This window comes from Pseudodonghicola xiamenensis DSM 18339 (assembly GCF_000429365.1).
Classification (GTDB): domain Bacteria; phylum Pseudomonadota; class Alphaproteobacteria; order Rhodobacterales; family Rhodobacteraceae; genus Pseudodonghicola; species Pseudodonghicola xiamenensis.
The window spans coordinates 37,463-63,998 of sequence record NZ_AUBS01000024.1; the positions used below are offsets into that span (position 1 = coordinate 37,463).

Genomic DNA, 26,536 nt, shown 5'->3' on the forward strand with positions numbered 1-26,536 from the left:
GACAGATCATGACCAATTCGATCTACAAGGACCTCAAGCAATTGGGCGGCGCCACCGTGCTGCCCGCCAATCCCGATGCGGCGGAGCTGGAGCGGGTGCAGAACCCGCAGGCCGACGTGGCCTATAACGTGCGCTTCACCGCGCCCGAGTTCACCTCGCTCTGCCCGATGACGGGGCAGCCCGATTTCGCCCATCTGGTGATCGACTATGTGCCAGGTGATTGGCTGGTGGAAAGCAAATCGCTGAAGCTTTACCTCGGTGCCTTCCGCAACCATGGAGCCTTTCACGAGGATTGCACCGTGTCGATCGGCCGGCGGCTGGTGGAATTCCTGGCGCCGCAATGGTTGCGCATCGGTGGTTACTGGTATCCGCGCGGAGGTATCCCGATTGATGTCTTCTGGCAGACCGGGCCGATGCCCGAAGGCGTCTGGATTCCCGATCAGGGCGTGCCGCCCTATCGTGGCCGGGGATAAACAGGGCCGCCCTTCCTCAAGAAAAAAGGCCCGGAGCAGTGCTCCGGGCCTTTTCTCTTTCTTCAGGGAACCGCGATCAGCTCAGGCCGATCAGCCCCATGCTTTCCAGTTTCAGCAGCACCTGATGCGCGCAATTATCGACATCGGTGCCTTCGGTTTCAAGCCGCAGCTCGGGGTTCTCGGGGGCTTCGTAAGGGTCGGAGATCCCCGTGAATTCCTTGATCTTGCCTTCGCGGGCGAGCTTGTAGAGCCCCTTGCGGTCGCGACGTTCGCATTCCTCGATCGAGGTGGCGACATGCACCTCGACGAAGGCGCCATAGGCTTCGATCATCTCGCGCACGGCGCGGCGGGTCGCGGTATAGGGCGCGATCGGTGCACAGATGGCGATACCGCCATTCTTGGTGATCTCGGACGCGACATAGCCGATCCGTTTGATGTTGATGTCGCGGTGCTCTTTCGAGAAGCCCAGCTCGGAGCTGAGGTGTTTACGCACCACATCGCCATCGAGCAGGGTGACGGGGCGGCCGCCCATCTCCATCAGCTTGACCATCAGCGCGTTGGCAACCGTCGATTTCCCCGAACCGGAGAAACCGGTGAAGAACACGGTAAAGCCCTGCTTGGCGCGCGGCGGCTTGGTCTTGCGCAGCTCGGTCACCACCTCGGGGAAGGAGAACCACTCGGGAATTTCCAGGCCTTCGGCCAGGCGGCGGCGCAGTTCGGTGCCCGAGATGTTCAGGATGGTGACGTTGTCGCGATCCTCGATCTCGTCATTCGGCTCGTACTGGGCGCGCTCTTGCACATAGACCATGTGCTTGAAGTCGACCATTTCGATGCCGATCTCGTCCTGATGCGTGCGGAACAGCTCCTGTGCATCATAGGGGCCATAGAAGTCCTCGCCGGCGGAGTTCTTGCCGGGGCCGGCGTGGTCGCGGCCGACGATCATATGGGTGCAACCGTGGTTCTTGCGGATCAGACCGTGCCACACGGCCTCGCGCGGGCCGGCCATGCGCATCGCCAGGTTCAGCAGCGACATGGTGGTGGTGGATTGCGGATATTTGTCCAGCACTGCCTCATAGCAGCGCACGCGGGTGAAGTGATCGACGTCGCCCGGCTTGGTCATGCCGACCACCGGGTGGATCAGCAGGTTGGCCTGCGCCTCTTTCGCGGCGCGGAAGGTCAGCTCTTGGTGGGCGCGGTGCAGCGGGTTGCGGGTCTGGAAGGCGACGATGCGGCGCCAGCCCAGCTTGCGGAAGTAGGCGCGCAGTTCGTTCGGGGTGTCGCGGCGGGCCTTGAAGTCATAATGCACCGGTTGCTGGATGCCGGTCACCGGGCCGCCAAGGTAGATCTTGCCGGCGGTGTTGTGCAGGTAGTTGACGGCCGGATGCGCCAGATCGTCGGCACCGAACACCATTTCGGCCTCGCGCGATTTGTTCGGCTCCCAACGGTCGGTGACGGTCATGGTCGCCAGGATCACGCCTTCCTGATCGCGCAGCGCGATGTCTTCGCCCAGCTCGAGCCCGGCAGCGAATTCTTCCGACACGTCCAGCGTGATCGGCATCGGCCAAAGCGCGCCGTCGGCGGTGCGCATGTTTTCGACGACGCCGTTATAGTCGGCTTCGCTCAGAAACCCCTTGAGAGGGAAGAAGCCACCATTCATCAGCAGTTCGAGATCGCAGATCTGGCGCGGGGTAAGATCGAAGCTTTTCAAGTTGGCTGCTTCGAATTTCAATTTTTGGGCGGAATCATAGGATACGTAAAGCTCGGGGATAGGAGCCAAATTGCTAAGCATCGTCATTTCAAATCTCTCGACTTCGGTTGTTCGGGCCGGCCCGCGCTCGGGTCGTCGGCGGCATAGCCTTGCTCTTTATGAGATGTCCAGTGGCCGCAGGGGATTTATACCGGGAATGGAAAATTCTGGCACAGTTTTCGCGGCTTTTCGCCAGTTTTCCATGGGGTGATGTGGGAAGGACGCGTGATTTGCGCCCTGGTTTGGCCCTGGCTTGGCCCGGGGGGCTAGCCGTCGGTGTCTTGTATCAGCCGTTTCAGCGCGGCCCCGTCGGCCAGGGGCAGCGCCTTCAGCGGCAGCGGCCTGCCGCGCAGACGCAGCTCCATCAGGGGCAGCGGAGCGATGTCGATCCCGGCCGCCTCCAGCAGTGGCGCCGATATCAGCAGCTCAACCCCCAGATCCTTGGTGCGCCCTTCCAGCCGGCTGGCCGTATTGACCGCATCGCCGATGATGGTGCGCGGCGCATTGCCGGCGGCGCCGATTTCCCCCAGAACGAGGTCGCCCAGATGCAGCCCGGCACCGATGCGCACCGGGGGAATGCCCTCGGTTGCGAGCGTGGCGTTGAAGGCAGCGAGCGCATCGCTCAGCCCGCTTGCAGCGGTCAGCGCCTCTCGGGCGGATGTCTGGGCGTCTTCGGCCTCGAACACCGCCATCAGCCCGTCGCCCAGGTATTTGTCGACGCTGCCGCCGGCATCCTGGATCGGTGGCACGATGGCATCGAAGAAGCGGTTCAGCAGGAATACCACGTCATAGGGAAGTTGTCCGGTGGTGCGGGCGGTGAAGCCGCGCATATCGAGAAACATGATCGCCAGCCGCCGTTCCTGTCCGCGACTGGCATGGGCCCGGTCACGCCGTCCGTCGGGGCGGAACACGCGAAACACCGTCAAGGGGTCTGTCGGGCGGATCTGGCAGGCCAGCCGGGTATTGGGGCCGGCATTCACCGCCCTCAGGCTGCTGGTCTCGGACGGGCTGGGCGGCGGCAGCGTTTCGCCGCCCTCTTCGACGACGACGCGGCAGGTGGTGCAGCGACCGCGCCCGCCGCACAGCGAGATATGCGGCACGCCATGCAACTGCGACATTTCCAAAAGCGTCAGCCCGCGCGGCGAGACGATTTCCGGGCCATTGACATAACGGACGCGCACCGAGCTGCGCCGGCGGTTCAGCCTGCGTAGCAGGTGAATAGCCAGGGTCAGCAGGAGCAGGGCCAGAAAAATCAGCTCTCCGCGTTGCGTGATCTCGCTCAGACGCTGCAGACTCTGCGGATTGGGCCAGTGAAATCGGGCCATTTCAACCTGTCGGGCAGAGGGATCGGCGAAGACGGCGGAGATCCGGCGCCCTTCGATCATGAAGCCGGCAAGAGCGAAGGCCGGGATCAGCACCGCCAAGCCGCTCCACAATGGGGCCAGAGGCGACCACCAGGTCTTGGACCGCAACCAGAAATGTAGCCCGACGCAACCATGAAACCAGACCGTCAGCAGCAGCAGCGCCTGGAACCAGCCGTCGGGGGTGTTCCAGATCAGCGCGATCAGATAGTCCATCTGGTCGTTCACGCCATAAAGCGTGTGGGCCAGCCGGGTGTGGATGATATGCTGGATGAGCAGAAGGGGGATCGCCAGGCCCGAGACGAATTGCAGCCAGTTCCACCAGGGCATTCGCAGGGTGCGCCGTGAGGCGAGGGAAAAAAGCGCCAGCGCGGCGTGGACGCTGAAGGCGGCATAGAGGATCACGGTGCCGGGCAGGCTGCGGCTGATGGCCAGGCGCAGTTGCTGCGCCTGATCCATCCAATATGGAGAAAACAGCCCCAGACCGATATTGAGGAAATGGAGCAGGGCGAAGATGAAAAGTACCAGACCGCTGACGATCCGTGCCTTTGTCATCCAGTTGCCCCGCCAGAGCTGTGCGGTCACCGGGTCTCTCCGTGGCTTTTGCGACTGCAGAAAACACTGCGTGTGGCGGAACGCAGGGTCAACTGCCGGGATCGCACAGAGGCCGTGCGGGATGCAAAGACCGCAACGGCCGGCTCCTCAACCCTGCTGGGGCGATCGAAATACATCGTTCGGATAGGCTTCGTCCTGAATGCGGAAATGGGTGGTGCCCAGCCGTTCGAACCCCTGGGACAGATAGAAGCCGATGGCGGGCGTATTCTCGGAATTCGTGGCGAGCCAGAGCGACGGGCCTCCGACGGCACGGGCATGATCCAGAGCGGCACCCAGCAGGGCCTTGCCGATCCCTTTGCCATGGTGGCGCGGCTGAACGTAGAGGGTGGAAAGCTCAATCGTTGAACCGCCGGCGACCGGTGCCGGGCGGTCCCGGGTGACGCGAGCGAACCCGTCGATGCCATCCTCGTTCTGGGAGACAATGAAATGCTCGTCGGGATCGTTCAGAAGCGCCCTGAATTTCTCGGCGGTGAATTCACTCAGGGCGAAATCGGCGAAAAAGGCATTCACGCCGCGGCGGATATAGGTCTCCAGCCAGACCTGGATCGAAATGGCGGCGAGACTGGAGGCATCGGAGAGGTGGGCGATTCGCAGGGTCATTTGATCTCCGATCCGTTGGGTCTGGTCACGGGCAATCGAAGGACCCCCGCGATGGGGACGGGCAGGCAGTCGCGCCCGTGGGCGTCCCTGCCTGCGCTTTCTCTCTCCGGATGAACCCCGCCGGAGGTGGGGCGCACAAGTGCCCCATCGCGTCGGGATCAGTCGTCCTGTGCCGCCAACCAATGTTCGGCGTCGAGCGCGGCCATGCAGCCCATGCCGGCCGAGGTCACCGCCTGGCGGTATTTATGATCGGTCAGATCACCGGCGGCGAAGACACCGGGCACCGAGGTGGCCGTGGAACCTGGCAGGACCTTGACATAGCCGCCGTTGTGCAGCTCGAGCTGGTCCTTCACCAATTCGCTGGCCGGGGCATGACCGATGGCGACGAAAACGCCCTTGCAGGGGATTTCGCTGATCTCTCCGGTCTGGACGTTCTTCACCTTGATGCCGGTGACGCCCTTGGGATCGTTTTCGCCCACGACCTCTTCCAGCTCGTGATGCCACAGCGGGTGGATCTTCTCGTTCTTCATCAACCGGTCGATCAGGATCTTTTCCGCCCGCAACTCGTCCCGGCGATGGATCAGGGTCACTTTCGAGGCGAAGTTGGTCAGGAACAGTGCCTCTTCCACGGCGGTGTTGCCGCCGCCGATCACCACGATCTCCTGACCGCGATAGAAGAAGCCGTCACAGGTGGCGCAGGCAGAGACACCGAAGCCCTTGTAAGCCTCTTCCGAAGGCAGCCCCAGCCATTTGGCGCGGGCGCCGGTGGCCAGGATCACGGCGTCGGCGGTATAGGCGGTGCCGCTGTCACCCTTGGCGGTGAAGGGACGTTTCGACAGATCCAGATCGGTGATGATGTCTCCGATGATCTCGCAGCCCATGGCCTGGGCATGCTCCTGCATCTTCACCATCAGATCGGGGCCCTGCACCTCGGTGAAGCCGGGGAAGTTCTCGACCTCGGTGGTGGTGGTGAGCTGGCCGCCGGGTTCCAGCCCCTGCACGAGAATCGGCGAGAGCATGGCGCGGCTCGCATAGATGCCGGCGGTATAGCCCGCCGGGCCCGAACCAATGATCAGAACCCGGGTGTGGCGTGAGTCAGTCATGATATCCCCATAGATTTCCGCGCGGCGCTCTGGCCGCCACCGTTGTCTTGGGATATAGCCGCGCCGGCAGCACGCTTAAAGCCCCCACGGGCAACGCCTTTTGATCACGCCGGGCCGGGCCCGGGTGGGCAGCGTGCACAGCTTCGCGGCAATGATCCTTCAGAACCATGGCGCAATTCGGCGTTATGGCGAAATATTATTGCGCGCAGCCGGCGCGCTGCTATAAGAAACGCAACTTCAGGGGAGCATTTCATGGCGACCACACGACTCGATCCGATTGATCGCAAGATCCTATCGGAACTTCAGGCCGATGGCCGGATGACCAATGTTGAGCTGGCCAAACGCGTCGGCATTTCGGCGCCGCCCTGCCTGCGGCGGGTACGCACGCTCGAGGAATCGGGGCTGATCCGCGGCTATCACGCCGAGGTCAATGCCCGCGAGCTGGGGTTTGAGGTTCAGGTCTTTGCCATGGTCGGGCTCGACAGCCAGGCCGAGGTCGAGCTCAGCGCTTTCGAGGAACGCTGCCGTAACTGGCCGCTGGTCAGGGAGTGTCACATGCTGAATGGCGAGGTCGATTTCATCCTGAAATGCGTCGCCCCCGATCTGAGCAGTTTCCAGAGCTTCCTGACCGGTGAACTGCTGACCACGCCGAACGTGGCCAGTGTCAAGACATCGCTGGTGATCCGGGGCGCCAAGGATGAACCTGGCGTCCCTTTTGACGTTCTCGAAGAACGGCTGAGCCGCAGCGCCTGAGGCTGGCTCAGCCGGTGATCGTGCTAAGCTCGCCATCACCGATGCGTGCGAAGGCCTGCGGGCCGAAATCACGCAGTTCGCGCAGATGCGGGAACAGGGACAGGAAGATGTCGCGCATCGCCGGGCTGGTGGTGCGGAAGGCGTTGGTTCCAGGGTGGTAGGTTTCGAATTCAAGCCCGCCGACGCGGATCACCGCATGGCGCGGCAGCAGCAGGTGATAGACTTGCACCGGGGTGGGTGGCGCGGTCTCGATCACATTCATCCCGTCGACGAATTCCTGCACCGGGGTCAGCAGCGGATTGCCCCCCGCCAGGGTGCGCAGATGAAACGGGGTCTTCAGAATGCGAGCGGCAGGGCCGATCAGCACGTCGGTCATCGGCGCCTGCATGCCGAAGCTGTCGGCCATGATGCGCATCAGCCGGTGATAGCGGCCCTTGGCGTCGGGGCGGCCGGGAACGATGGTGGTACACCCTTTCCACATCAGCGGCTGGGCGCCGTTGTCACGGGTGACGATACGGTCGCCGGGCAACAGATCCTCGACCGCGACGGTCCCACAGTCGGTTTCGACCATCGAGTGGCGGGTAAAGGCGCAAAAGGCATTCTCGAACAGGGACAGCGCGGGGGCGATATGATTGCTGTCTACGATGTCGCCGTTCGGTGCGAGCGTACTGATCTCATAGCGGCGCAGTTGCGGACGGGCGCGTGCGCGCATCGCGGCGGGATCTTGAAGCCGCGGGGAAACCTCCGTGGCGCTTTTCGCGGCGCGCGCCAGGGATTGGGGGATAATCGTCATAACTTACCGGCCCTCTTTCACAGGGTCGCATCTCTCGTCGGCCCCCACCGACAACGACAGACGGACACGAATTAACATGGTCACCATCTGTAACGGATACGTTTTTGCCAAAATTTAGATAGAATTGTCAAAGAATTGCCGACACCTCGGTTAACGCGGTGACCAATGTGTTGGATTCCTTGGAAATTGTTTCGGGGCGGGCTGCAAGTTCCGCCACATTTTCATCATGATCCGCTTTGTTGATCGATTCTGTTGCGTGGGGGCTCCCGGCCTGGCGTCTGCCGTCAGACACCGGCCTGAGGGGCGGGTCAGGCCGCACCCGCCTGCGGCGGCGTGCGGGCCCAGGGCAGCACCACATCGGTGGATTTCGACGCCTCGATGACGGATTTGATGAAGCGGGTCTTCTGTTTCATGCTTGGGTTGCTCCTGACTTGCGGCGCGTGGAGATGCGCATCCGATGGGGCAGACAGTCGCGTTTCAATCGGGCGTCGATGCGGCGGATCGGAGGAAATTTTCGTGGCAATTGCGGCAGTGCTGCCGCAATTGCCATCACAGCCGGATGGCCGAGATCAGCCGACCGTAATCAGCTTCGCCCTGATGGGTGGCGCGGCGATATGAATAGAAGCGCTCGGGGTCGGAATAGGTGCAATGACGGGTCCATTCCGCCTCTCCCACGCCGGCGTTGCGCAGCCGGTAAAGCCCGAATCCCGGCAGATCGAAGAGATATCGGTCGCCGTCGCCATTGGCGAAGAAGCGGGCGGCGTCGGGGTCTTCCATGGTGAAGGTGTCGAAGAACTCGGGCCCGACCTCATAGGCGCGCTGGGATATGGTGGGACCGATCACCGCCACGGTATCGGCACGATCGGCGCCAAGCGCCTCCATCGCGTCAAGCGTCGCTTCCAGCACCCCTTCGAGCGCCCCGCGCCAGCCGGCATGGGCGGCGCCGATGACGCCGGCCTTCCGATCGGCGAAGAGAACCGGCTGGCAATCGGCGGTCAGCACCGTCAGGGCGATGCCCGGCGTGGCGGTGACCAGCGCATCGGCGCGCGGCTTGTCGGCGCTGGGGGCGGTGACGGTGACCACATTGGCCGAATGCACCTGATGCACCGCGGCGAGCGCCAGGGGATCAAGGTCCAGCGCCTGGGCGACGCGGCTGCGGTTGATCGAGACCGCTTCGGCCAGATCGGAAGATCCGGGGCCGCAGTTCAGCCCGGCGAAAACGCCGGAAGAAGCGCCGCCACGGCGGGTAAAGAACCCATGGCGCAGCGGTTGCAGGGCAGGGGAGGTGAGAATTTCCAGGGTCATCATTCCAGTCCGGGCGGTGCAGGGCTCCGGGGCGGGAAAAGACCCAGAACTTTGAACAGGTTTCCCATTTCCTCGGGGTGCGTCAACCGGCGATGTGCGGCGACAAGCTGATCGAGCGCCGGGCCGGAACATCCGCGCGCCAGCGCTTGCGCCCGCGCGGTGATCCCCAGCCGTTCGAGGAAAACCCCCTGCGTCGTCAGGTGGCTATGGGCGGCGCCGGCGCCGGTTGCACTGCGGGCCAGGACTTCGAAATCGACATGGGCCGTCAGATCCGCATTGCCGGGATCGCTCAGGACAGAGACGGGTTCATGGGCTTTCAGCGCTTGCAGCGTATCCCCCAGCGAGCTCCAGCCGCCATAGTCGACGATCAGCGCGGCGCCGCCGTGGGCGGCGATTCGCGCTGCGATCTGCGCGGTGATCAGGGGGGCGGTCTCGCAAAGCTCGACCAGATCGCCGTCCCGGGTGTCATCCAGGCGCTCGGCCAGCGCCGGTTGCGCTGCCTGCGCGCCAAGGCCAAAGGACAGGGCCTTGTCGTCGTTCAGCCCGACCAGTCGCTCGCGCCAGCCGCCGCCGTCGCGAATGAACTGGCGGATCGGCAGGGCGTCGAAGAATTCGTTCGCGACCAGATACAGCGGTTGATCGGCGGGCAGGTCGGCCACATCGTCGGTCCAGCGGGGGGCATAGCCCGCCAGGGTTTGCGCCTGCACCTGCCGCAAAGTGGGAGAGGCCTCGACCATCATCACCCGGGCGGCGGCATGAAAGCCGGGCACGCCACGGGTGGCGCGCAGAAGATCGGCCATCAGCGTGCCGCGTCCGGGGCCCATCTCGGCCAGGGTGAAGCGCTCGGGCGATCCCTGATCCAGCCAGCATTGCGCCAGGCACAGCCCGATCAGTTCCCCGAACATCTGGCTGATTTCCGGCGCGGTGATGAAATCGCCCTTGGTGCCGAAGGGATCGCGGGTGGCGTAGTAGCCGTAATCAGGATCCAGCAGGCAATCGGCCATGTAATCCGAAATCCGGATCGGGCCGGAGGCGTGAATACGGGCGCGCAGGCGGTCTGTCAGGCTCATGCCATGCTCCGGCGGGCGCGCCAGATGAACCACAGCCCCAGCAGAATCATCGGCAGCGACAGGCATTGCCCCATGGTCAGCCCATACCCGTTCAGATGTAGCGCCAGACCCAGCGGGTTGCCGGGAGTGACGAATTGGGCATCCGGCTGGCGGAAGAATTCGACGATGAAGCGGGCGATGCCATAGCCGCCGATGAAACTGCCCAGCACCAGCCCGGGCCGCTTGAAGGCTCCGCGCCGATAGACCAGCCACAAGAGCAGCGCGCCGAGGATCAGCCCTTCGAGAGCGGCCTCATAGAGCTGTGAGGGATGGCGGGCGCAAAGGCCGGGCAGCACGCCCGGGCAATCCTGTGCCGCAACGCCGGGAAAGATCACCGCCCAGGGCAGATCCGAGGGACGGCCCCAAAGCTCGGCATTCACGAAATTGGCCAGCCGGCCCAGCATCAGCCCCGGTGGTACGCTTGAGGCGATCAGATCGGCGGCAGGCAGCCGGGCGATGCCCTGTTGCCTAGTATAAGCCCAGGCGGCGATCACCACCCCCAGGAAACCGCCATGGAACGACATGCCGCCTTGCCAGACCATCACGATCTCGACCGGGTGGGTCAGGTAATAGGCGGGCTGATAGAACAGCACGAAGCCCAGCCGTCCGCCCAGAATTACGCCCAGAATGATCCAGGTCAGCAGATCCTCGATCTGCTTCGGTGTCATCGGTGCGCCGGAGGCGGGCCAGAGTGCCGGGCGCTTCACAGCCGTCACCGCCAGACGCCAGGCGATCAGGATGCCCGCGATATAGGCCAGCGCGTACCAGCGCAGCGCGAACTCCATCCCGAAGAGCGAGATCGAGAAGACTTCGGGCGAAAGGTGCGGAAAGGGGATGACTGCCTGCATGTGCGTCTCCTTGCCTCCGGTCGCGGGGGCAAGTCAACCTTGCCGCTTGGCCGCATTCCGCCCATATAGGGGCTAACCGCGACACGGAGACAACAGATGCAAACCCGCAACAAGTTCCTGGACGATTTCTCGCAGCTCATGACCAATGCAATGGGGGTGGCCCAGGGCGCCAAGAACGAGGCCGAGACCGCGATGAAGTCGCTGATGGATCGCTGGCTGGCCGATCGCGATTTTGTGACCCGCGAGGAATTCGATGCGGTGCGGATCATGGCGCAGAAGGCCCGCGAAGAGAATGCCGCGCTCGAGGCGCGGATCGCGGCGCTGGAAGAAAAGCTGTCGAAGTAAGCGCCCATTCGGCCCCGGGATAACATAGGCCAGTTGCGTGGCGGGGCCCGGGGTCAGGCGATCGCGCGCCAGAAGGCGGGGGTGAGCAGGACCAGAACGGTCGCCATCTCCAGCCGGCCCAGATACATGCCGATCGCCAGGATCAGCTTGGATGCGTTGTCCAAGGTGGCGAAATTTCCGGCCGGGCCGATGATTTCGCCGACGCCGGGGCCGACATTGGCCACCGCCGTCAGCGCACCGCTGAGCGCGGTCAGGAAATCCAGACCCAGCATGTTCAGCATCACCGCCATGATCATCACGGTGGCGAAATAGAGGGTGAAGAAGGTGATCACCCCCGAGGTCACATCTGGCCCGATCGGCCGCCCCTCGTAACGGGGGACCACCACCTGGTGGGGCGCCCGGATCCGGGTCACCGCCGAGGCGGCGAGGCGGAAGAATACGATCCAGCGCATCATCTTGGCGCCGCCGGCGGTTGACCCGGTGCAGCCGCCCACGGCGGTGATGCCGAAGAAGACCGCCACCGCGAAGGGCCCCCACAGGGTGTAATCGGTGCTGGCATAGCCTGTGGTGGTGACCACCGAGACGACGTTGAAGGCGACCTGGCGGAAGGTCGGTTCGACCTCCATGTCATTGACCAGCACCAGCCAGGCGGTCAGCCCCAGGGTGACCGTCAGCAGGAATGCCGCCATGACCCTGACCTGTTCGCCCGCCATGTTGCCGCGCAGGATGGCACGGATGTACCAGGCGAAGGGAATGCCGCCGAGCGCCATGAAGATCGTCGCGGTATATTGCAGGAAGGGGCTGTCGAAATGGCCGAAGGAGGCATCGTAATTCGAATAGCCGCCGGTCGACAGCGTGGTCATCGCATGGGTGACGGCGTCGAACAGGCTCATCCCTCCGAACAGATAGAGCAGGAAGCAGATCGCCATCAGCCCGACATAGGCGGTCATCGTCGCCATCGCGAAACGGGCGGCGTTGGCCAGCTCCTTGTCGCCCTGTTCCGAACTTTCGGTGCGGAACAGCTGCATGCCGCCCACCTTCAGCATCGGCAGCAGCGCCACCCCGGTCACCACGAAGCCGATGCCCCCCATCCCCTGCAACAGCGCCCGCCAGAACAGGATACCCCTGGGGGTCTCGTCCAGTCCGCTCATCACGGTGGAGCCGGTGGTGGTGATGCCCGACATCGATTCGAAAAAGGCATCCATCGGCGAGAGCTGCCAGATCATCAGCGGCAGCGCGCCGCACAATGCGGCGGTCATCCAGACGCTGGCGGTCAGCAGGAACCCATGCGCGGGGGCCATGTCATGCGATGATCTTGCCCCGGCCAGTGCGGCGGCGCCGCCAAGAAGGCCGGTCAGGACAAAGGATTCGCCGAAAACGCCGGCAGTGGAAGGGAAGATCAACGCGGTCAGCGCCATCAGCCCGGCCATCGCCAGCATGGCGACGCTATTGATGAAGACGACAAAGCTCATCCGTTGCATGCCGGGCGCCATGAGCGGCCCGATGGTATCCCGCTGTCCGTTACCTGAGAATTCGGTTTTGCCAATAGCTCATTGTTGTCGTCAAATGACAAGATCGGGAAATGCGACAGACTGCGATACTGGTCGTTGTTTCTCGTTTGACGGGAGCTTGACGGGGCTTGGTCGGCTGTAGAGGGCCTCCTGCCTTTGACCGATCCAGAACTATTTCAGGCTGCCGTCGCGATTTTCGCGAATGCGTGGCACTACGCGCAACCCAGGAGGGTGCGGCGGGGCATCGGGGGCGAAGCTCCGGGGGCGCCGGTCGGATCGGCGCCCCCGGGTGAGGATCAGAATTTGACCTCGAGCCGGACATAGGCGGTGCGGCCCGGTTCGTTCACCTGGGTCACGCTGCTGTCGAAGACATTCGTGCGGCTCAGGTGGTTGGCGTAGGTCTTGTCCAGCAGGTTGTTGATGCCGCCGGTCAGCACGACGTTGTCGGCCAGATCATAACTGCCGAAAAGATCGACGGTGGCATAGCCCGGTGTCTTGCCCGGATCGCGCGAGGCGTCGATGCGGTTCTGACCTGTGGCCCAGTTCAGCCGCCCGCCGGCGCGCCAGGCATCTTGCCCGTAAGAGACGCTGATCTTGCCCTGCAGCGGCGGGATCTGTGCCAGGGGCCGGTCATCGCTGCGGTTTTGCCCATGGGTATAGGTGGCATCGCCCGACACCAGCCAGCCGCCGCGCGACCAGCTTGCCTGCAGCTCGGCCCCCGAGAGCTCGGCCGAGACGTTGCGATAATAGGTCAGCCCCGGTTTGGTGAACTGATCGCGCAGGATGAAATCCTCGACCCGGTCGTAATAGGCATTCGCCGTGAGGCTCCAGCTCGCACGGTCCAGCGCGATCCCGAGGTCGAACTGATTGTGCTTTTCGGGCGCGATATCCGGGTTGCCGACCCAGCTGGGCATCCCCATGCTGCCGCGCGCCATGGCACGTTCGTTGGCATCCGCCGTGCGGGTTGACCGCGACAGCCCGGCGAACAGCCTGGTGCCTTGGTTCAGCTCATGCTCCAGCCGGATCAGCCCGCCGAAGTTGTCTTCGGTACGCGGGTTGTCGAAGCTGGTGCCATAGACCGCGTTGTAATAGACATCCGGCACCGTGGCGGTATAGCCCGGCATTCCGTTGGCGGCGCCCGCCTTGGCCTTCACATGATCATAGCGTAGGCCCAGTTTCAGCAGGCTGCGCGGGCTCAGGTCGGTTTCGGTTTCGACATAAAGCCCGGTTTGGGCGATAGTGACATCGGGCCAGCTCAGGGTGGTGGCATTGGCGATGTTCTGGGCCGAGATCACCGGGATCATTCCCATGAACCCATAGGCCATGCGGTTGTTCGATTGGAAATCCACCCCGACCCGGGCGCGGGTGGCGCCGAATTCGAACTGGCCTTCGATCTTGCCGCCATGGGTGTCCGAGGTGGTGGGCGACAGCATCCCCATCGTGCCATGCGGGCGCAGGCTGTAGTTGTCCATCACGTGATCGACGTTCGACACGAAGAGGTTGCCCTCGATCCGCCGCAGGCTGCCCAGGTCGAGATCGAGGCCGCCACGTAGCCGATAGGTCCAGGTCTCGGACAGCGGGCTGTCCATGCCGGCGCCGGCGAACAGTACGTCCTCGGCCCGATCATGTTCGATGTCGAAGGCCAGATCGACCCCGTCCTTGGCATAGCCGAGCGTGAAGCCGGTGGTCTTCTGGTCGAAGCCGCTGCGCACCCGGTCGCCGCTGCCGTCCTTATAGTCGTTGGCGGTCTTGTACTCGGCGGAACCCTCCATGTAGAAGCCGCCGCCCAGATCGTAGGCAAAGCTGCCGGCGGTTTCGAAGCTGGGCCCGTTGCCGGTGCCGCCGATGATGAACTTGCCGGTCAGGCGCTTGTCCTCTTCGAACTCGGGAGCATCACGTTCCAGCCGCACGGTGCCGCCGGTGCCTCCGGGGCCGTTGGTGACGCTGGCATAGCCGCGCTCTACGATCACCCGATCGGCGCGGAAGAAGTTGGCGATGCTGGTCGGCGGGTCCATCCGGTTGGGGCACGCGCCATAGGTGATGCTGCCTGCGTCGATGATGTTGAGCTGATTGCCCTGCTGGCCGCGGATCACGATATCCAGCCCGTGGCCGCCCATCCGGCTGGCGGTGACGCCGGGCACCGCCGTCAGCAATGCGCCGCCGTCCAGCGCCGGGGCGATCGGCAGATCGTCGGGGCTGAATTCGAAATAGCCGGGCGCGGGGGTGCTTTGCGGTCCCTGGATCACAATGGTGTCGAGCGTGAAGGGGGTTCTGGTGTCCGCGCCGGTGTCTTGCGCCAGCGCCAGCCCGGAAATCGAGCACATCAGAAGGGCGGTCACGCCAAGGCGCGCCGTGGAAATACGGGTCATGTTCATTGTCCCAAGACTTATGAGTTCTTATGCGACGACCTCACGCAGCCGATGGGCGCGTGGAGGCCGGGATCGGCGGGCTGCGAAGGCCCGCAAGCTCAGGCGGTCAGGGGAGGGGCGCGGATTTGCCGGACCCGCGGCGCCGGGCGCGGATGCGCCTGGGTCTCATGGGTCAGCCCATAGCGGATGCGGTGATATTCAGCTTTCTGCGCCACCAGTTCGGGCAGGGCGAAACTTCCCGGCAGGCCGACGATGCAAAAAGGACATTTGCCGGTGATCTCGGCGGTGGGCCCGTTGTTCTCCTCGCCGTCCGTCACCTCGCCGTCGGAGAGGTCGATGGTCACCGTATGCAGCCCCTCGGGGCCGCAGATCACCATCTGGATCAGATCGCCATTGGCGGCCTCAAGCGTGACGGGAAAGAAGCTTTGACAGACCTGCAGGCCAAGCAGCACGACCAGACCGGCCGCGATCAAGCGGCGCATCGGGGCGAGCAGGGGCAGGGTTCCAGTCATGGGAGGTGTATCTGGACGATCCCACTGACTCTGGCAATCGCAAATGGCCGCAACGCTCCGGAGAGCGTTGCGGCAAAATGTCAGTGGGCGCCGAACCCGGGGTGGAAGGTGACGGAGCCTGTGGCCCGGGGGCCGTTCAGGACCAACCCCATGAAGTAATGGGCCGGGGCACCGTCGAACCTGAGCCCGGGCAAGGGGCCAAAGCGGGTGTAATAGGCGGGATCGCCCACCAGGACGACGCCGGCGGCGCCCTGGTCCTTCAGTTGCGCCAATCCCTCGCGCAGGAGCGCGCCTCCGATGCCCTGGCGCTGCCGGTCGGGGCGCACCGAAATCGGGCCGAGCCCGTACCAACCGCCCGGCCTGCCGTCGATCTCGACGGGGGAAAAGGCGGCATGGCCAAGGATGTCCTGCCCCTCCTCGGCCACCAGCGACAGGTGCAGCGCGCCGGCGTCGCGCAGGGCGTCGATGATCTCCGCCTCGGTTTGCTGGCTGAACGGGTGGGTGGCGAAGGCCGCCCGGGTGATTCCCCCGATGATCGCGCGATCATCGGGGCATTCGTTGCGGATCTGCATGTGGTGATCCTTTCTGTCAGCGGTTGTCGAGCTGGGCGCGCACCGTGCGCAGCCCTGTTTGCGTGATCCGATAGGGCGCTGAGGCCTGCGAGCGGATCAGCCGTTTGCGGCGCAGCCGCGCGAAGATGTCGAGCGTGCAATTGCTCAGCACATGGCCGTCGCGGGTATAGCATAGCACGTCGGTCACCCGACCGTTTGGGGCGCGATCGAAGCGGATGCAACCACCCTGAGCCAACGCGTGCAACACGCGTTGTTCGTCTTTCGAGATATTCATGAGATAGAGCCTGTTCAGGAATCAAACCGGCACCCACACCCCGACAGGCCGCAGCCTGACGGGCGGATGCAGTTCAATGCCCCGGTTGGACGGGGCATTCAGTGGTTCGAGACAAGCTCCAGCATCTACAATTCCTCAGCCCGGGAACGCCGGGTGCGTGGCTAATATGGGGGGCTTGGCGCCGGGGTCAAGCCGGGCTCAGCGGTTTGTGCCGCGCTGTGGCGCATCGCTGCGTTTCAACAGCTTGCCGCCATTCTGCAGGGTGATCACATCGCCGGGATAAAGCGCGACCGCCCGGGTATAGGCGGCCTCGGCGACGGGAAAGTCGCGACATTGGGCCAGTTCGCGAATGAACTTGCCGGCGGTGGTGTTCTGGACGACGCGGAAGGGATGGACAAAGACGGCCATGGGGCAGGGGGCATTTCCATTGGAACGGCCGGGCCCTTGGGGGACCCGGCCGCGAAATTCATCCGGGCTCTATATTCAGTTTTGCAGCCAGGTTTCCAGCTTGGTCGCATCGGGCAGCCCGCCGGCATGGACCAGCTTGCCGTCGATGCTGATCCCCGGGGTCGACAACACTCCGGCCTTCGCGATCGAGGCCATATCGGTCACCTTTTCGATCTGAACCTCGATGCCAAGCTTTTGTGCCGCGTCGCGCACCATGGCTTCGGTGGTCTCGCAGCGTTTGCAGCCGGGGCCGTAGACTTTGACGTCCTTCATTTCTCTTTCCTCAAAACAGGGTGTTGAACAGGAAACCGACGGCAAGGATGCCGCAGGCGACGACAGTGATGAAGACCGCGATCAGCCGCAGCTTCAGCACTTGTCGCAGGATGATCATCTCGGGCAGGCTGAGCGCGATCACCGACATCATGAAGGCCAGCACGGTGCCAAGGGCGGCGCCCTTTCCGAGCAGCGCCTCGACAATCGGGATGACGCCGGCGGCGTTGGTGTACATCGGGATGCCCATCAGCACCGCAGCCGGCACCGACCACCAGGCCTCCGCCCCCATGATGCGGACCATCAGATCCTCGGGCACATAGCCGTGGATCAGCGCCCCCATGCCGATGCCGAGGATGATCCACAGCCAGACCTTGGCGAAGATTTCGCGCACCGCCTCGATCCCCTGGCGGTAGCGGTCGGGCAGGGAGAGACCTTCGTCTTCCGGCGCCATGGCGTCGCCGGCATGGATTTCGCGCACCCAGTCCTGCAGCCAGCCTTCCAGATGCAGCCGGCCGATCACCCATCCGGCGACGATGGCGATCAACAGGCCGAAGCCCAGATAGACCGCCGCCACCTGCCAGCCGACCAGGCCGATCAGCAGCACCAGCGCCACCTCGTTCACCATCGGTGCCGCGATCAGGAAGGAAAACGTCACCCCCAGCGGAATGCCGGCCGAGACGAAGCCGATGAACAGGGGCACCGCCGAGCAGGAGCAGAAGGGGGTGAGCACGCCAAGACCCGCCGCCATCGCATTGGCCAGCCCCTCGCGGCGGCCCGACAGCAGGGCGCGGGTCTTCTCCGGGCTGAAGAAGCTGCGCACCACGCCCATGGCGAAGACGATGAGCGTCAGAAGCATCATCACCTTGGGCACGTCATAGAAGAAGAAGGCCAGTGCCGATCCGGCATGGCTGTCGCGCGCTACCGGCAGCAGCGAGACCAGCCATTCCGACAGGGCGGGAAGTTGACGATAGATCGCCCACCAGAGCATCACGGCGGCGATCACCGCCGCGGTCCAGACCCAGGCGGGGCGTTGGCGCTGGGGCGCCTCTTGCGATATCGCGCTCATGCTGCGGTCCTTTCGCTTTGATCGTCCATCTCGATCACGGTTCTCAGCAAGGTCTGCACGTCGGCTGGCAGATCGGGGTTGATACGATAGCGGACCCATTGCGCGTCACGCCGGTCGGCCACCAGGCCCGCTTGCTTTAGTACTCGCATATGTCGCGACACCCGGCTTTGCGTCGCATCAAGTCGGGCGATCAATTCGCAGGCGCAATGTTCCCCCTGATCCCAGAGGATGCGCAGCGCCGCGAGCCGCGTGGGCTCCGCCAGGGCAGAGAGAATCGTGACCACCATGAGGGCCTCCTGAAATGCTTATGCGCATATGCGCATGAGAAGAAGAAGATTCATATTGCCATATTGACGCAGGCCGGAGAGGCGTCGAAAAGGCCAAAACAGAGATGACAATATTTCGGCGTTATCCCGCATTCCTCCACAAGTTATTGCTGTTATCCCCAAAATAATGGTTGCCAGATGTGCCTATGGGGCGCACCATATCTAGTAGAGCGGGGGCGATCCGCCCCGGTCTCTTGAGTAGGCACCTAGCGCTGGGGGCGCTATCGGCCCCACGCCGCTAAAGATCAAAGAGGTGGCACCATGGCCTTGTCGGAATACATGCTTGAAGACGATATTCATCCGATCGACATCGTCGAGAACCTGGCCGCATATCATGACTGGGACTTCGACAGGATCGGTGACGATCAGATCGCCATGGCGGTCGAGGGGCAGTGGCGCACCTATTCCATCACCCTGGCCTGGTCTGGTTATGACGAGACCCTGCGACTGGTCTGCACCTTCGAGATGGAGCCGCCCGAGGATCAATTGGGCCGTCTCTACGAATTGCTGAACCTGATGAATGACCAGTGCTGGGCCGGCGCCTTCACCTATTGGCCCGAACAGAAGCTGATGGTCTATCGCTACGGTCTGGTTCTGGCCGGTGGCCAGGTCGCCAGCCCTGACCAGATCGACACCATGATCAACGCAGCAGTGCTGAGCGCGGAACGCTATTATCCGGCGATCCAGCTTCTGGTCTGGGGCGGGCGTTCCCCGCGTGAGGCGATGCAGGCCGCCATTGCAGAGGCCTACGGCCGGGCGTAAACCTAGGCCCCGAACCGGAACGAACGGAAAGGGGCCGTCATGGACATGTCGCGGATCGCCGATCAGGGGCTTGTGCTCCTGGGTTGTGGTAAAATGGGCTCTGCCCTTCTCGCCGGGTGGCTTGAGGGCGGGCTGGCCCCGGCTTCGGTCTGGGTTGTCGATCCGCATCCCTCCGATTGGCTGCAAGACCAGGGTGTGCATATCAATGCGCCCCTGCCTGAGGCGCCGGCGCTGGTGCTGGTGGCGGTCAAGCCCCAGATGATGCGCGAGGCGCTGCCGGCGCTGAAGGCGCTGGGCGGCGGTGAAACGCTCTTCGTCAGCGTCGCCGCCGGTACCCCGATCGCGACCTATGAGGACATGCTGGGCGAAGACACCCCGATCGTGCGGGCGATGCCCAACACGCCGGCCGCCATCGGTCGTGGCATTACCGCGATCATCGGCAACGCGCAGGCCTCCTCAGACCATCTCGACGTGGCCGAGGGGCTGCTGTCGGCGGTGGGGCAGGTGGTCCGGCTGGAGCGGGAATCGCAGATCGACGCGGTCACGGGCGTCAGCGGTTCTGGTCCGGCCTATGTCTTCCATCTGATCGAATGTCTTGCCGCCGCTGGCGAGGCGCAGGGGCTGGGCGCCGATCTGGCGATGCAGCTGGCCAAGGCCACTGTCGCCGGTGCCGGCGCGCTGGCCGAGGCTTCGGATGAAGGCCCGTCGCAACTGCGCATCAATGTCACCAGCCCGAACGGGACCACCCAGGCCGCGCTCGAGGTGCTGATGGATCCCGATCAGGGCTTCCCGCATTTGCTGCGCCAGGCTGTCGCCGCCGCCACCCACCGGTCGAAGGAACTGTCGCGTGGCTGATCAGATCACGTTCGACGATTTCCTCAAGGTCGACATCCGTGTCGGCGAAATCCTCCGCGCGGAACCTTACCCCGAGGCGCGTAAACCGTCGATCAAGCTGTGGATCGACTTTGGCGACGAGATCGGCGAGAAACGGTCCTCCGCCCAGATCACCGCGCATTATGATCCTGCCACCTTGCCGGGCAAACAGGTATTGGCAGTGGTGAATTTTCCGCCACGCCAGATCGGCAAGTTCATCTCGGAAGTGCTGGTACTGGGCCTGCCCGATGCCGCCGGAGAGGTGATGTTGATCGGCCCCGACGGTCCGGTGCCGATCGGCGGGCGGCTGCACTGATGCGGGTTCTGCTGTCACGACCTATGCCGCCGGCGACCATTGCCGCGGCGGAGGAGCTGTTCGAGGTCGAGGTGCGCCAGAGCACCCAGCCGATGACGGCGGCGGAGCTGCGCGCCGGCTTTGCTGTCTTCGATGCGATGATGGTGACGCTGGGTGATCGGGTGACGGCGGACATCCTGCAGGACTTCGGCCGGCCGCGCTGCCGGATGCTGGCCAATTTCGGTGTCGGCTACAATCATATCGACGTGGCGGCCTGCCGGGCCCATGGCATCACCGTGTCGAACACGCCGGGGGCTGTGACCGATGCCACCGCCGATATCGCCATGACGCTGATCCTGATGGCTTGCCGCCGAGCAGGGGAGGGCGAGCGCCTGGTGCGGTCCGGAAAATGGCAGGGCTGGCATCCGACCCAGATGCTGGGGGTGCATGTGACCGGTCGCAAGCTGGGCATCATCGGCATGGGCCGCATCGGCCAGGCGGTGGCGCGACGGTGCCATTACGGCTTTGGAATGGAGGTCGGCTATTTCAACCGTTCGGAAAAGCAGGTCGATCATCCCGCCAGCCGTTTCGGCACGCTGACCGATCTGGCGGCCTGGGCCGATATCCTGGTGGTGGCCGCCCCTGGCAGCGCCGAAACCCACCATCTGGTCGGCGCCGAGGTCTTTGCCGCGATGCCGGCGCATGGGGTCTTCGTCAATATCGCCCGCGGCGATGTCGTCGACGAAGCCGCGCTGATCGCCGCGCTCCAGGCGCGTCGGATCGGAGCCGTCGGGCTCGATGTCTATGAATTCGAGCCCGAGGTGCCGACGGCGCTGCGCGCGCTTGAAAACGCGGTTCTGCTGCCGCATCTGGGCACCGCTGCCCTCGATGTGCGCGAGGACATGGGGGCGATGGCGGTGGAGAACCTGCGTGCCTATGCCGAGGGACGGGATATCCCCGACCGGGTGAATTAACCCGTGTCAGTGATCCGATCTCCCATCGCCTCGCGCCAGTGCCGGCGGCAGAGCGAAACATAGGTTTCATTGCCGCCGATCTGGATCTGGCCGCCTTCGCGCAGGGGCCTGCCATCGGGGCCCTGACGGATCACCATGGTGGCCTTGCGACCGCAATGGCAGATGGTGCGCACCTCGCGCATCTCGTCGGCCAAGGCCAGAAGCGTGGCCGAACCGGGAAACAGCTCTCCGCGGAAATCGACGCGCAGCCCATAGGCCAGTACCGGTAGGCCCAGATCGTCCACCACACGGGCCAGTTGCCAGACCTGCGCAGGGTCCAGAAACTGCGCCTCGTCGACAAAGACACAATCCAGCGGTTCCCTGGCTTGCCGCGCGGCGACTCGGGCGAAAAGATCGTCTCCCGGGGCGAAGGTGTCGGCCTGTTGCGCGATACCGATCCGCGAAGCGATCCGGCCCTGTCCGGCGCGGTGATCCAGCTCGGCGGTCAGAAGATAGGGCGACATGCCGTTTTCGACATAGTTGTGTGCCGCCTGCAGCAGCACCGTCGATTTGCCCGCGTTCATGGTGGAGTAGTTGAAATAGAGCTTGGCCATGGCCGGGGTCTAAGCGCAGGGCGCCCGCAGGGCAAGGCGGGCTGACATCAGCCGGGTTGAGGGGGAAAGGCCGCCGCTGCAGGATACCGGTCCGGGTTGGAACTGACCCTGGGGATGGACAGGGCATACCTGCAGCGACGACATTCAAGGCTTAATAAGCCACAACAGCAGGGCGGCCGTCTAATCTGGCCCTACCGTCAATCACATTACGAGCGTGAATATCGCCCGCACTCTTTGAAATCCCCGAAAACCTGAGGGATAGCAAAGAGATCGCATTTCGATTAGGAATCGGTAATGGGAAAAGAACCGGGCGCTTCCCCCTTTGAGGACGGCCGGGGGAATGGGTAAGGCGCGGCGTATGGGTTCTATGGGAACTTATCTGAAAAAACACACTGAGGCCCTGGTCAAGGAAGTGGGTATCGAGGCGGCCTGTGACATCACAGGCAAGTCCAAGGCGACGCTGGGGAGGTATTATTCGGACAACCCCGAGCATGCCGATCGCTTCATGCCCGTCGACGTGGTGGCCCGGCTCGAGGCCGAGGCGGCCTATCCGCATGTCACCAGTGCTCTGGCGGAATTGCAGAAGATCACGCTGTCTTTCGACGACCGCCGGACGAATTCCCCGAATGTGGGGAATGTGAACTCTGACGTTATCGCGCTGAGTCAGCGCTTCGCCATGCTGATGAGTGAATATCAGCAGGCGATCGAGGACGGTATCATCACCGTGAACGAAGCCAAGCGGCTGCTGCGGGAGACCGTGCTGCTGCAACAGGTGCTGATCGACATGAAACTGCACCTGGAAGAGGAAAGCGCCTGAGGCGACGGCGCCGCTTCCGTTATGATAGGGCCCTTTCCTTTTTCTGGCTAAAAATATCCCTGCCGGAGGCTGCGCCCCTTCGGGGCGCATGGGGGCTCTGCCCCCGCCGCCCGTTCGGGCGGCTCCCCCGGGATATTTCCGGCCAGAAAAAGCAGGTGCGGCGACCGGGGCCTCTTAGAGGCGCCGCCGCAGCAGCACCGAGCCCACCGAATAGCCAGCACCGAAAGAACAGATCAGCGCCAGATCGCCCTCGGCCAGATCGTCGGAGTTCTGTGAGAAGGCGATGATCGAGCCGGCGGAGGAGGTGTTGGCATATTCCTGCAGAATGTTCGGCTGTTCCTCGGGCGTGGGGGCACGGCCCAGGACCTTCTTGCCGATCAGGTCGTTCATCGTCTTGTTGGCCTGATGCAGCCACATCCGGCTGAGGGCCTGGCCCTCGAGCCCCTCGGCAGCCAGGTGGTCGGCGATATGGCAGCTGACCATCGGCACCACCTCCTTGAACACCTTGCGGCCGTTTTGCATGAACTGCATGTCGCGCCGGTCGGCCATCCCGTCGGGGCGGCTGCGGCGCAGGAAACCGTTGTTGTTGCGGATGTTGTTGGAAAACTGCGTCGCGCAGCGGGTCGAGAGGATCTCGAAATGCGGCCCCTGGGCCTCTTCAATCCGCTCGATCACCGTGGCGGTGGCGACGTCGCCAAAGATGAAATGGCAATCGCGGTCGCGCCATTCTAGGTGGCCCGAGCAGATTTCGGGGTTCACCACCAGCGCCGCGCGGACCGAGCCGCTGCGAATCATGTCGGCGGCGGCCTGAATGCCGAAGGTGGCCGAGGAGCAGGCGACGTTCATGTCGAAGGCGAAGCCTTGGATGCCCAGAAGGCTCTGGATCTCGATCGCCACCGCCGGATAGGCGCGTTCCATGTTCGAGGCGGCACAGATCACCAGGTCGATGTCCTCGGGGCCTCGGCCGGCCTGGGCCAACGCCTTTTTCGCCGCGTCCAGCGCCATCTCTGCCATGATCCCCGGCTCGTCGTCGCTGCGCTGGCGCAGCAGCGGATGCATTACCGCCGGATCCAGAATGCCGCTCTTGTTCATCACGTGGCGCCGTTCGATGCCCGAGGCCTTGACGATGAAGGCGTCCGAGGAATGCTGCATCGGCTCCATCTCGCCGGCGTCGATGGCTTCGGCGTTGGCGGCGTTCATGCGGTCGGCATATGCGTTGAAAGCTTCGACCAGTTCGGCATTGGTGATGACCTCTTCCGGGGTGAAGACCCCGGTTCCGGTGATCGCGGGCGTATACATCTCAAGTCTCTCCTGCGCGGTTGCGCGATGTGGCCCAAAACCCACGGTCAGGTCAAGCCGGGCGCGGCCTCGCGGTGGCGGCGGGACGGATCAGATGAAAGGGACCAGGGGGATACCACCGCAGGCCGAGAGCATCAGGAGCCCGAGGAAGGGAAGCAGAATGCGCATAAGATGTATCCGTAAGGGGTGATTTGTCGCAGTGTTTCGGAAGGCGGGTCGCAGGTCAAGGCTGGCCGGGGGCAGAGCGAGGGGGTAGTCTTTGAGTTATCGCATTCATAAATCCGAAATGCCGCCCCGCTACCCTCTTGTGCGGTCCCGACCTTTGAACGGCGGGCAGAGCGTAAACGATGAGGATCGACCGACGTGAAAGACGACCTTCCCATTTCCCCCGAAGAGAACGCTCAGCCGCTGCATCAATCCGAGCGCGAACTGGCACAGATGACCGATACGGCCTATCGCGCTGCGATCAGCCAGCTCACCACCGGCCTGTCGCCGGCCTCCCTGTTGCTGAACTATTACGACTGGGCGCTGCATATGGCGATGTCGCCGGGCAAGCAAATGCAGCTTGCCGAGCTCGCCGTCGAAAACGGGGTCCGGTTCTACCGGTATCTGGCGGAATGCGCGTTGAACCACCAGGCGGGCGTTTGCGAACAGCCGGATTCGCACGATCGCCGGTTCCGCCATGAAGGATGGAACCATCAGCCTTTCAACGCGTTCCAACAGGCTTTTCTGCTGACACAGAAATGGTGGGACGAGGCGACGACCAATGTGCGTGGCGTGGCGCTTGAACATGAAAAAGTGGTCAATTTCACCGCGCGTCAGCTTCTGGACGCAATGGCGCCGACGAATTTCATACTGTCGAACCCGGAGATCCTGGCCAAGACCGTCGAGACCGGCGGGCGCAACCTGATTGACGGCTGGCACAACTATATGGAGGATTTGCGCCGGGTTCTGCTGAAGGAGAAGGAGCCGCAGCCGGAGGAATTCCAGGTCGGCAAGACCTTGGCGGTGACGCCGGGCAAGGTGATCTATCGCAACCGGCTGATCGAGCTGATCCAATACGCACCCACCACCGACAAGGTGCAGCCCGAGCCGGTGCTGATCGTGCCGGCCTGGATCATGAAATACTATATCCTCGACCTAAGCCCGGAAAATTCGATGGTGAAATTCCTGACCGATCAGGGGTTTACCGTCTTCATGGTCTCTTGGCGCAATCCGGATGCCGAAGACGCCGAATTGGGCATGATGGATTATCGCCAGATGGGGCCGATGGCCGCGATCGACCAGATACAGCAGATTACCGGCGCGGCTCGGATCCATGGCGTGGGCTATTGTCTGGGCGGCACATTGCTGAGCATTGCTGCAGCGGCGATGGCGCGCGACGGCGATGACCGGCTGGCCACGATGACCTTGCTGGCGGCGCAGATGGATTTCACCGAAGCAGGTGAGCTGACGCTTTTCATCAATGAAAGCGAAGTCTCCTTCCTGGAAGACATGATGTGGAAGAACGGCTATCTGGATGCGTCTCAAATGGCCGGGGCGTTCCAGCTTCTGCGATCGAACGATCTGATCTGGTCGCGGCTGCAGCATGAGTACCTGATGGGAGAGCGGCCAACGTCCAACGATCTGATGGCGTGGAATTCGGATACCACCCGCATGCCCTATCGGATGCATTCGGAATACCTGCGCCACCTGTTTCTGGATAACGATTTCGCTGCCGGACGGTTCGAAGTCGAGGGCTTTCCGGTGACGCCGCGCGATATCAACGTGCCGATCTTTGCCGTCGGGACCGAGACCGATCACGTGGCGCCGTGGAAATCGGCCTATAAGACCGGAGAGCTGACGCGCAGCGAGGACGTGACCTTCGTTCTGACCAATGGGGGCCACAACGCCGGGGTGGTGTCCGAGCCGGGGCATCCGCGCCGGCATTACCGGATGGGGCATATCTTCACCAACAACCACTATACCTCGGCCGAGGAATGGGCGGAAAAGGCCAAGGAATATCAGGGCTCCTGGTGGCTGGGATGGGTCGACTGGCTGAAGATGCATCAGACCGGCGAACAGATCGCGCCACCGAAGATGGGAAAGGCGATCTGCGACGCGCCGGGGACATATGTTCTGATCCCCTGACGGGCCTTTGCCTTTGGCCGGAGGGGGGCGCCGGGCGCGCTGCTGCTTCGGCCAAAAGGACGGCGGTCTTTCCTAACTGGGCCCTAACAGGCTGCTGAAGAAGTCGGCCTTGAAGGACGTTATTCCTGCCGCCACGATTTGAAGTCGGTTTTCTTCGGCATCGGCATCGGCATCGGCGGTGGTCGCGGGTCAGAGTTGCCTTCTCCGTCAGGCCGTCAGGAGTTTCGGTAGCCTCGCGAGGTTGCAGGCCGCCATCGTCATCGTGAACTGGGCGCAGACCCTATCGAGCCCGCGGTGAACGGTCTGGGACATGCCGCCGACGGTCTTGGCCCAGCCGAACGGTTCCTCTATCTTCTTGCGGCGCCGCTGGGACAGGGCGTAGCCGAGGTGC

29 protein-coding genes are annotated in these 26,536 nt (G+C 63.6%); 9 read left to right on the forward strand and 20 right to left on the reverse strand.

The genetic code is table 11. The features are described 5' to 3' along the window. The first annotated feature begins 8 nt into the window (after positions 1 to 8). The gene (queF, locus tag G455_RS0115905; protein ID WP_028094605.1) at positions 9 to 473 is read left to right on the forward strand and encodes a preQ(1) synthase; all 465 of its coding nucleotides are present in this window, start codon (positions 9 to 11) and stop codon (positions 471 to 473) included. A gap of 76 nt (positions 474 to 549) precedes the next feature. Here the strand turns inward: queF and G455_RS0115910 are convergent, their stop codons facing one another. The 4 genes from G455_RS0115910 to trxB form a co-directional block, all read right to left on the reverse strand. After that, positions 550 to 2,268: a bifunctional sulfate adenylyltransferase/adenylylsulfate kinase gene (locus G455_RS0115910; protein ID WP_028094606.1), complete on the reverse strand. Its 1,719-nt coding sequence runs from the start codon at positions 2,266 to 2,268 to the stop codon at positions 550 to 552. 218 nt (positions 2,269 to 2,486) lie between these two features. Then, positions 2,487 to 4,166: an adenylate/guanylate cyclase domain-containing protein gene (locus G455_RS0115915; protein ID WP_028094607.1), complete on the reverse strand. Its 1,680-nt coding sequence runs from the start codon at positions 4,164 to 4,166 to the stop codon at positions 2,487 to 2,489. Between the two features lie 117 nt (positions 4,167 to 4,283). Beyond that, positions 4,284 to 4,796: a GNAT family N-acetyltransferase gene (locus tag G455_RS0115920; RefSeq protein ID WP_028094608.1), complete on the reverse strand. Its 513-nt coding sequence runs from the start codon at positions 4,794 to 4,796 to the stop codon at positions 4,284 to 4,286. A 158-nt stretch (positions 4,797 to 4,954) separates the two neighbouring features. Beyond that, positions 4,955 to 5,899: a thioredoxin-disulfide reductase gene (gene trxB / locus G455_RS0115925; RefSeq protein ID WP_028094609.1), complete on the reverse strand. Its 945-nt coding sequence runs from the start codon at positions 5,897 to 5,899 to the stop codon at positions 4,955 to 4,957. Positions 5,900 to 6,151: 252 nt separating this feature from the next. On the opposite strand from trxB, the gene G455_RS0115930 reads away from it, so the two are divergent. Further along, positions 6,152 to 6,652, forward strand: a complete 501-nt coding sequence (locus G455_RS0115930) for an Lrp/AsnC family transcriptional regulator (RefSeq protein ID WP_028094610.1) — start codon at positions 6,152 to 6,154, stop codon at positions 6,650 to 6,652. Between the two features lie 7 nt (positions 6,653 to 6,659). On the opposite strand, the gene G455_RS0115935 is transcribed toward G455_RS0115930, so the two are convergent. From G455_RS0115935 to lgt, 4 genes are all read right to left on the reverse strand, one after another. After that, entirely contained in the window at positions 6,660 to 7,445 is a 786-nt protein-coding gene (locus tag G455_RS0115935; protein WP_028094611.1) for a Hint domain-containing protein, read from the reverse strand. A gap of 549 nt (positions 7,446 to 7,994) precedes the next feature. Further along, positions 7,995 to 8,750, reverse strand: coding sequence for a peptidoglycan editing factor PgeF (gene pgeF / locus G455_RS0115945; protein WP_028094612.1), 756 nt, complete (start codon positions 8,748 to 8,750; stop codon positions 7,995 to 7,997). Beyond that, the gene (locus G455_RS0115950; protein ID WP_028094613.1) at positions 8,750 to 9,820 is read right to left on the reverse strand and encodes a class I SAM-dependent methyltransferase; all 1,071 of its coding nucleotides are present in this window, start codon (positions 9,818 to 9,820) and stop codon (positions 8,750 to 8,752) included. Before G455_RS0115950 ends, pgeF begins: the two co-directional genes overlap by 1 nt. After that, positions 9,817 to 10,707, reverse strand: a complete 891-nt coding sequence (gene lgt / locus G455_RS0115955) for a prolipoprotein diacylglyceryl transferase (RefSeq protein ID WP_028094614.1) — start codon at positions 10,705 to 10,707, stop codon at positions 9,817 to 9,819. Before lgt ends, G455_RS0115950 begins: the two co-directional genes overlap by 4 nt. Before the next feature lie 96 nt (positions 10,708 to 10,803). On the opposite strand from lgt, the gene G455_RS0115960 reads away from it, so the two are divergent. Continuing rightward, entirely contained in the window at positions 10,804 to 11,052 is a 249-nt protein-coding gene (locus tag G455_RS0115960; protein WP_028094615.1) for an accessory factor UbiK family protein, read from the forward strand. Between the two features lie 53 nt (positions 11,053 to 11,105). Here G455_RS0115960 and G455_RS0115965 read toward each other — a convergent pair whose 3' ends face one another. From G455_RS0115965 to G455_RS0116005, 9 genes are all read right to left on the reverse strand, one after another. Then, complete coding sequence (locus tag G455_RS0115965; RefSeq protein WP_229861813.1) at positions 11,106 to 12,533, reverse strand: TrkH family potassium uptake protein; 1,428 nt, start codon at positions 12,531 to 12,533, stop codon at positions 11,106 to 11,108. A gap of 326 nt (positions 12,534 to 12,859) precedes the next feature. Further along, a complete protein-coding gene (locus tag G455_RS0115970; protein ID WP_161629403.1) occupies positions 12,860 to 14,932 on the reverse strand; it encodes a TonB-dependent receptor domain-containing protein in 2,073 nt (690 codons plus the stop codon). Positions 14,933 to 15,030: 98 nt separating this feature from the next. After that, entirely contained in the window at positions 15,031 to 15,444 is a 414-nt protein-coding gene (locus G455_RS0115975) for a hypothetical protein (protein WP_028094618.1), read from the reverse strand. A gap of 80 nt (positions 15,445 to 15,524) precedes the next feature. Then, positions 15,525 to 16,016, reverse strand: a complete 492-nt coding sequence (locus tag G455_RS0115980; protein WP_028094619.1) for a GNAT family N-acetyltransferase — start codon at positions 16,014 to 16,016, stop codon at positions 15,525 to 15,527. Positions 16,017 to 16,032: 16 nt separating this feature from the next. Next, positions 16,033 to 16,290 (reverse strand): YjhX family toxin, encoded by a 258-nt coding sequence (locus tag G455_RS0115985; protein ID WP_028094620.1) that lies wholly within the window; start codon positions 16,288 to 16,290, stop codon positions 16,033 to 16,035. 198 nt (positions 16,291 to 16,488) lie between these two features. Beyond that, positions 16,489 to 16,698: a hypothetical protein gene (locus G455_RS0115990; protein ID WP_028094621.1), complete on the reverse strand. Its 210-nt coding sequence runs from the start codon at positions 16,696 to 16,698 to the stop codon at positions 16,489 to 16,491. Between the two features lie 75 nt (positions 16,699 to 16,773). After that, the gene (locus G455_RS0115995; protein WP_028094622.1) at positions 16,774 to 17,010 is read right to left on the reverse strand and encodes a thioredoxin family protein; all 237 of its coding nucleotides are present in this window, start codon (positions 17,008 to 17,010) and stop codon (positions 16,774 to 16,776) included. A gap of 10 nt (positions 17,011 to 17,020) precedes the next feature. Continuing rightward, positions 17,021 to 18,076 carry a permease gene (locus tag G455_RS0116000; RefSeq protein ID WP_028094623.1) on the reverse strand — a complete coding sequence of 352 codons (1,056 nt, stop codon included), beginning with the start codon at positions 18,074 to 18,076 and terminating at the stop codon, positions 17,021 to 17,023. Next, positions 18,073 to 18,363, reverse strand: coding sequence for an ArsR/SmtB family transcription factor (locus G455_RS0116005; protein WP_028094624.1), 291 nt, complete (start codon positions 18,361 to 18,363; stop codon positions 18,073 to 18,075). Before G455_RS0116005 ends, G455_RS0116000 begins: the two co-directional genes overlap by 4 nt. 300 nt (positions 18,364 to 18,663) lie before the next feature. On the opposite strand from G455_RS0116005, the gene G455_RS0116010 reads away from it, so the two are divergent. Genes G455_RS0116010 through G455_RS0116025 form a run of 4 tightly spaced genes read left to right on the forward strand, consistent with a single transcriptional unit; the run spans position 18,664 to position 21,306 of the window. Continuing rightward, entirely contained in the window at positions 18,664 to 19,164 is a 501-nt protein-coding gene (locus G455_RS0116010) for a type III secretion system chaperone family protein (protein ID WP_028094625.1), read from the forward strand. A 39-nt stretch (positions 19,165 to 19,203) separates the two neighbouring features. Continuing rightward, positions 19,204 to 20,019: a pyrroline-5-carboxylate reductase gene (gene proC, locus G455_RS0116015; protein WP_028094626.1), complete on the forward strand. Its 816-nt coding sequence runs from the start codon at positions 19,204 to 19,206 to the stop codon at positions 20,017 to 20,019. Next, on the forward strand, positions 20,012 to 20,353 hold the full coding sequence (locus G455_RS0116020) for a tRNA-binding protein (protein WP_028094627.1): 342 nt from the start codon (positions 20,012 to 20,014) through the stop codon (positions 20,351 to 20,353). The genes proC and G455_RS0116020 overlap by 8 nt, the downstream gene beginning before the upstream one ends. Further along, entirely contained in the window at positions 20,353 to 21,306 is a 954-nt protein-coding gene (locus G455_RS0116025; RefSeq protein WP_169726941.1) for a 2-hydroxyacid dehydrogenase, read from the forward strand. The genes G455_RS0116020 and G455_RS0116025 overlap by 1 nt, the downstream gene beginning before the upstream one ends. Here G455_RS0116025 and G455_RS0116030 read toward each other — a convergent pair. Further along, a complete protein-coding gene (locus G455_RS0116030) occupies positions 21,303 to 21,899 on the reverse strand; it encodes a thymidine kinase (protein WP_028094629.1) in 597 nt (198 codons plus the stop codon). The two genes, G455_RS0116025 and G455_RS0116030, sit on opposite strands and share 4 nt — an antisense overlap. A gap of 358 nt (positions 21,900 to 22,257) precedes the next feature. On the opposite strand from G455_RS0116030, the gene G455_RS0116035 reads away from it, so the two are divergent. Then, positions 22,258 to 22,716 (forward strand): hypothetical protein, encoded by a 459-nt coding sequence (locus tag G455_RS0116035; RefSeq protein ID WP_028094630.1) that lies wholly within the window; start codon positions 22,258 to 22,260, stop codon positions 22,714 to 22,716. A gap of 174 nt (positions 22,717 to 22,890) precedes the next feature. On the opposite strand, the gene G455_RS0116040 is transcribed toward G455_RS0116035, so the two are convergent. Continuing rightward, positions 22,891 to 24,015 (reverse strand): beta-ketoacyl-ACP synthase III, encoded by a 1,125-nt coding sequence (locus G455_RS0116040; RefSeq protein ID WP_028094631.1) that lies wholly within the window; start codon positions 24,013 to 24,015, stop codon positions 22,891 to 22,893. Between the two features lie 363 nt (positions 24,016 to 24,378). Here G455_RS0116040 and G455_RS24365 point away from each other — a divergent pair, with 363 nt between their 5' ends. Next, positions 24,379 to 26,145 (forward strand): PHA/PHB synthase family protein, encoded by a 1,767-nt coding sequence (locus G455_RS24365; protein ID WP_229861814.1) that lies wholly within the window; start codon positions 24,379 to 24,381, stop codon positions 26,143 to 26,145. Positions 26,146 to 26,352: 207 nt separating this feature from the next. On the opposite strand, the gene G455_RS0116050 is transcribed toward G455_RS24365, so the two are convergent. Continuing rightward, positions 26,353 to 26,536, reverse strand: a 184-nt coding sequence (locus G455_RS0116050) for a transposase (RefSeq protein WP_028094632.1), incomplete at its 5' end; no start/stop codon positions are given.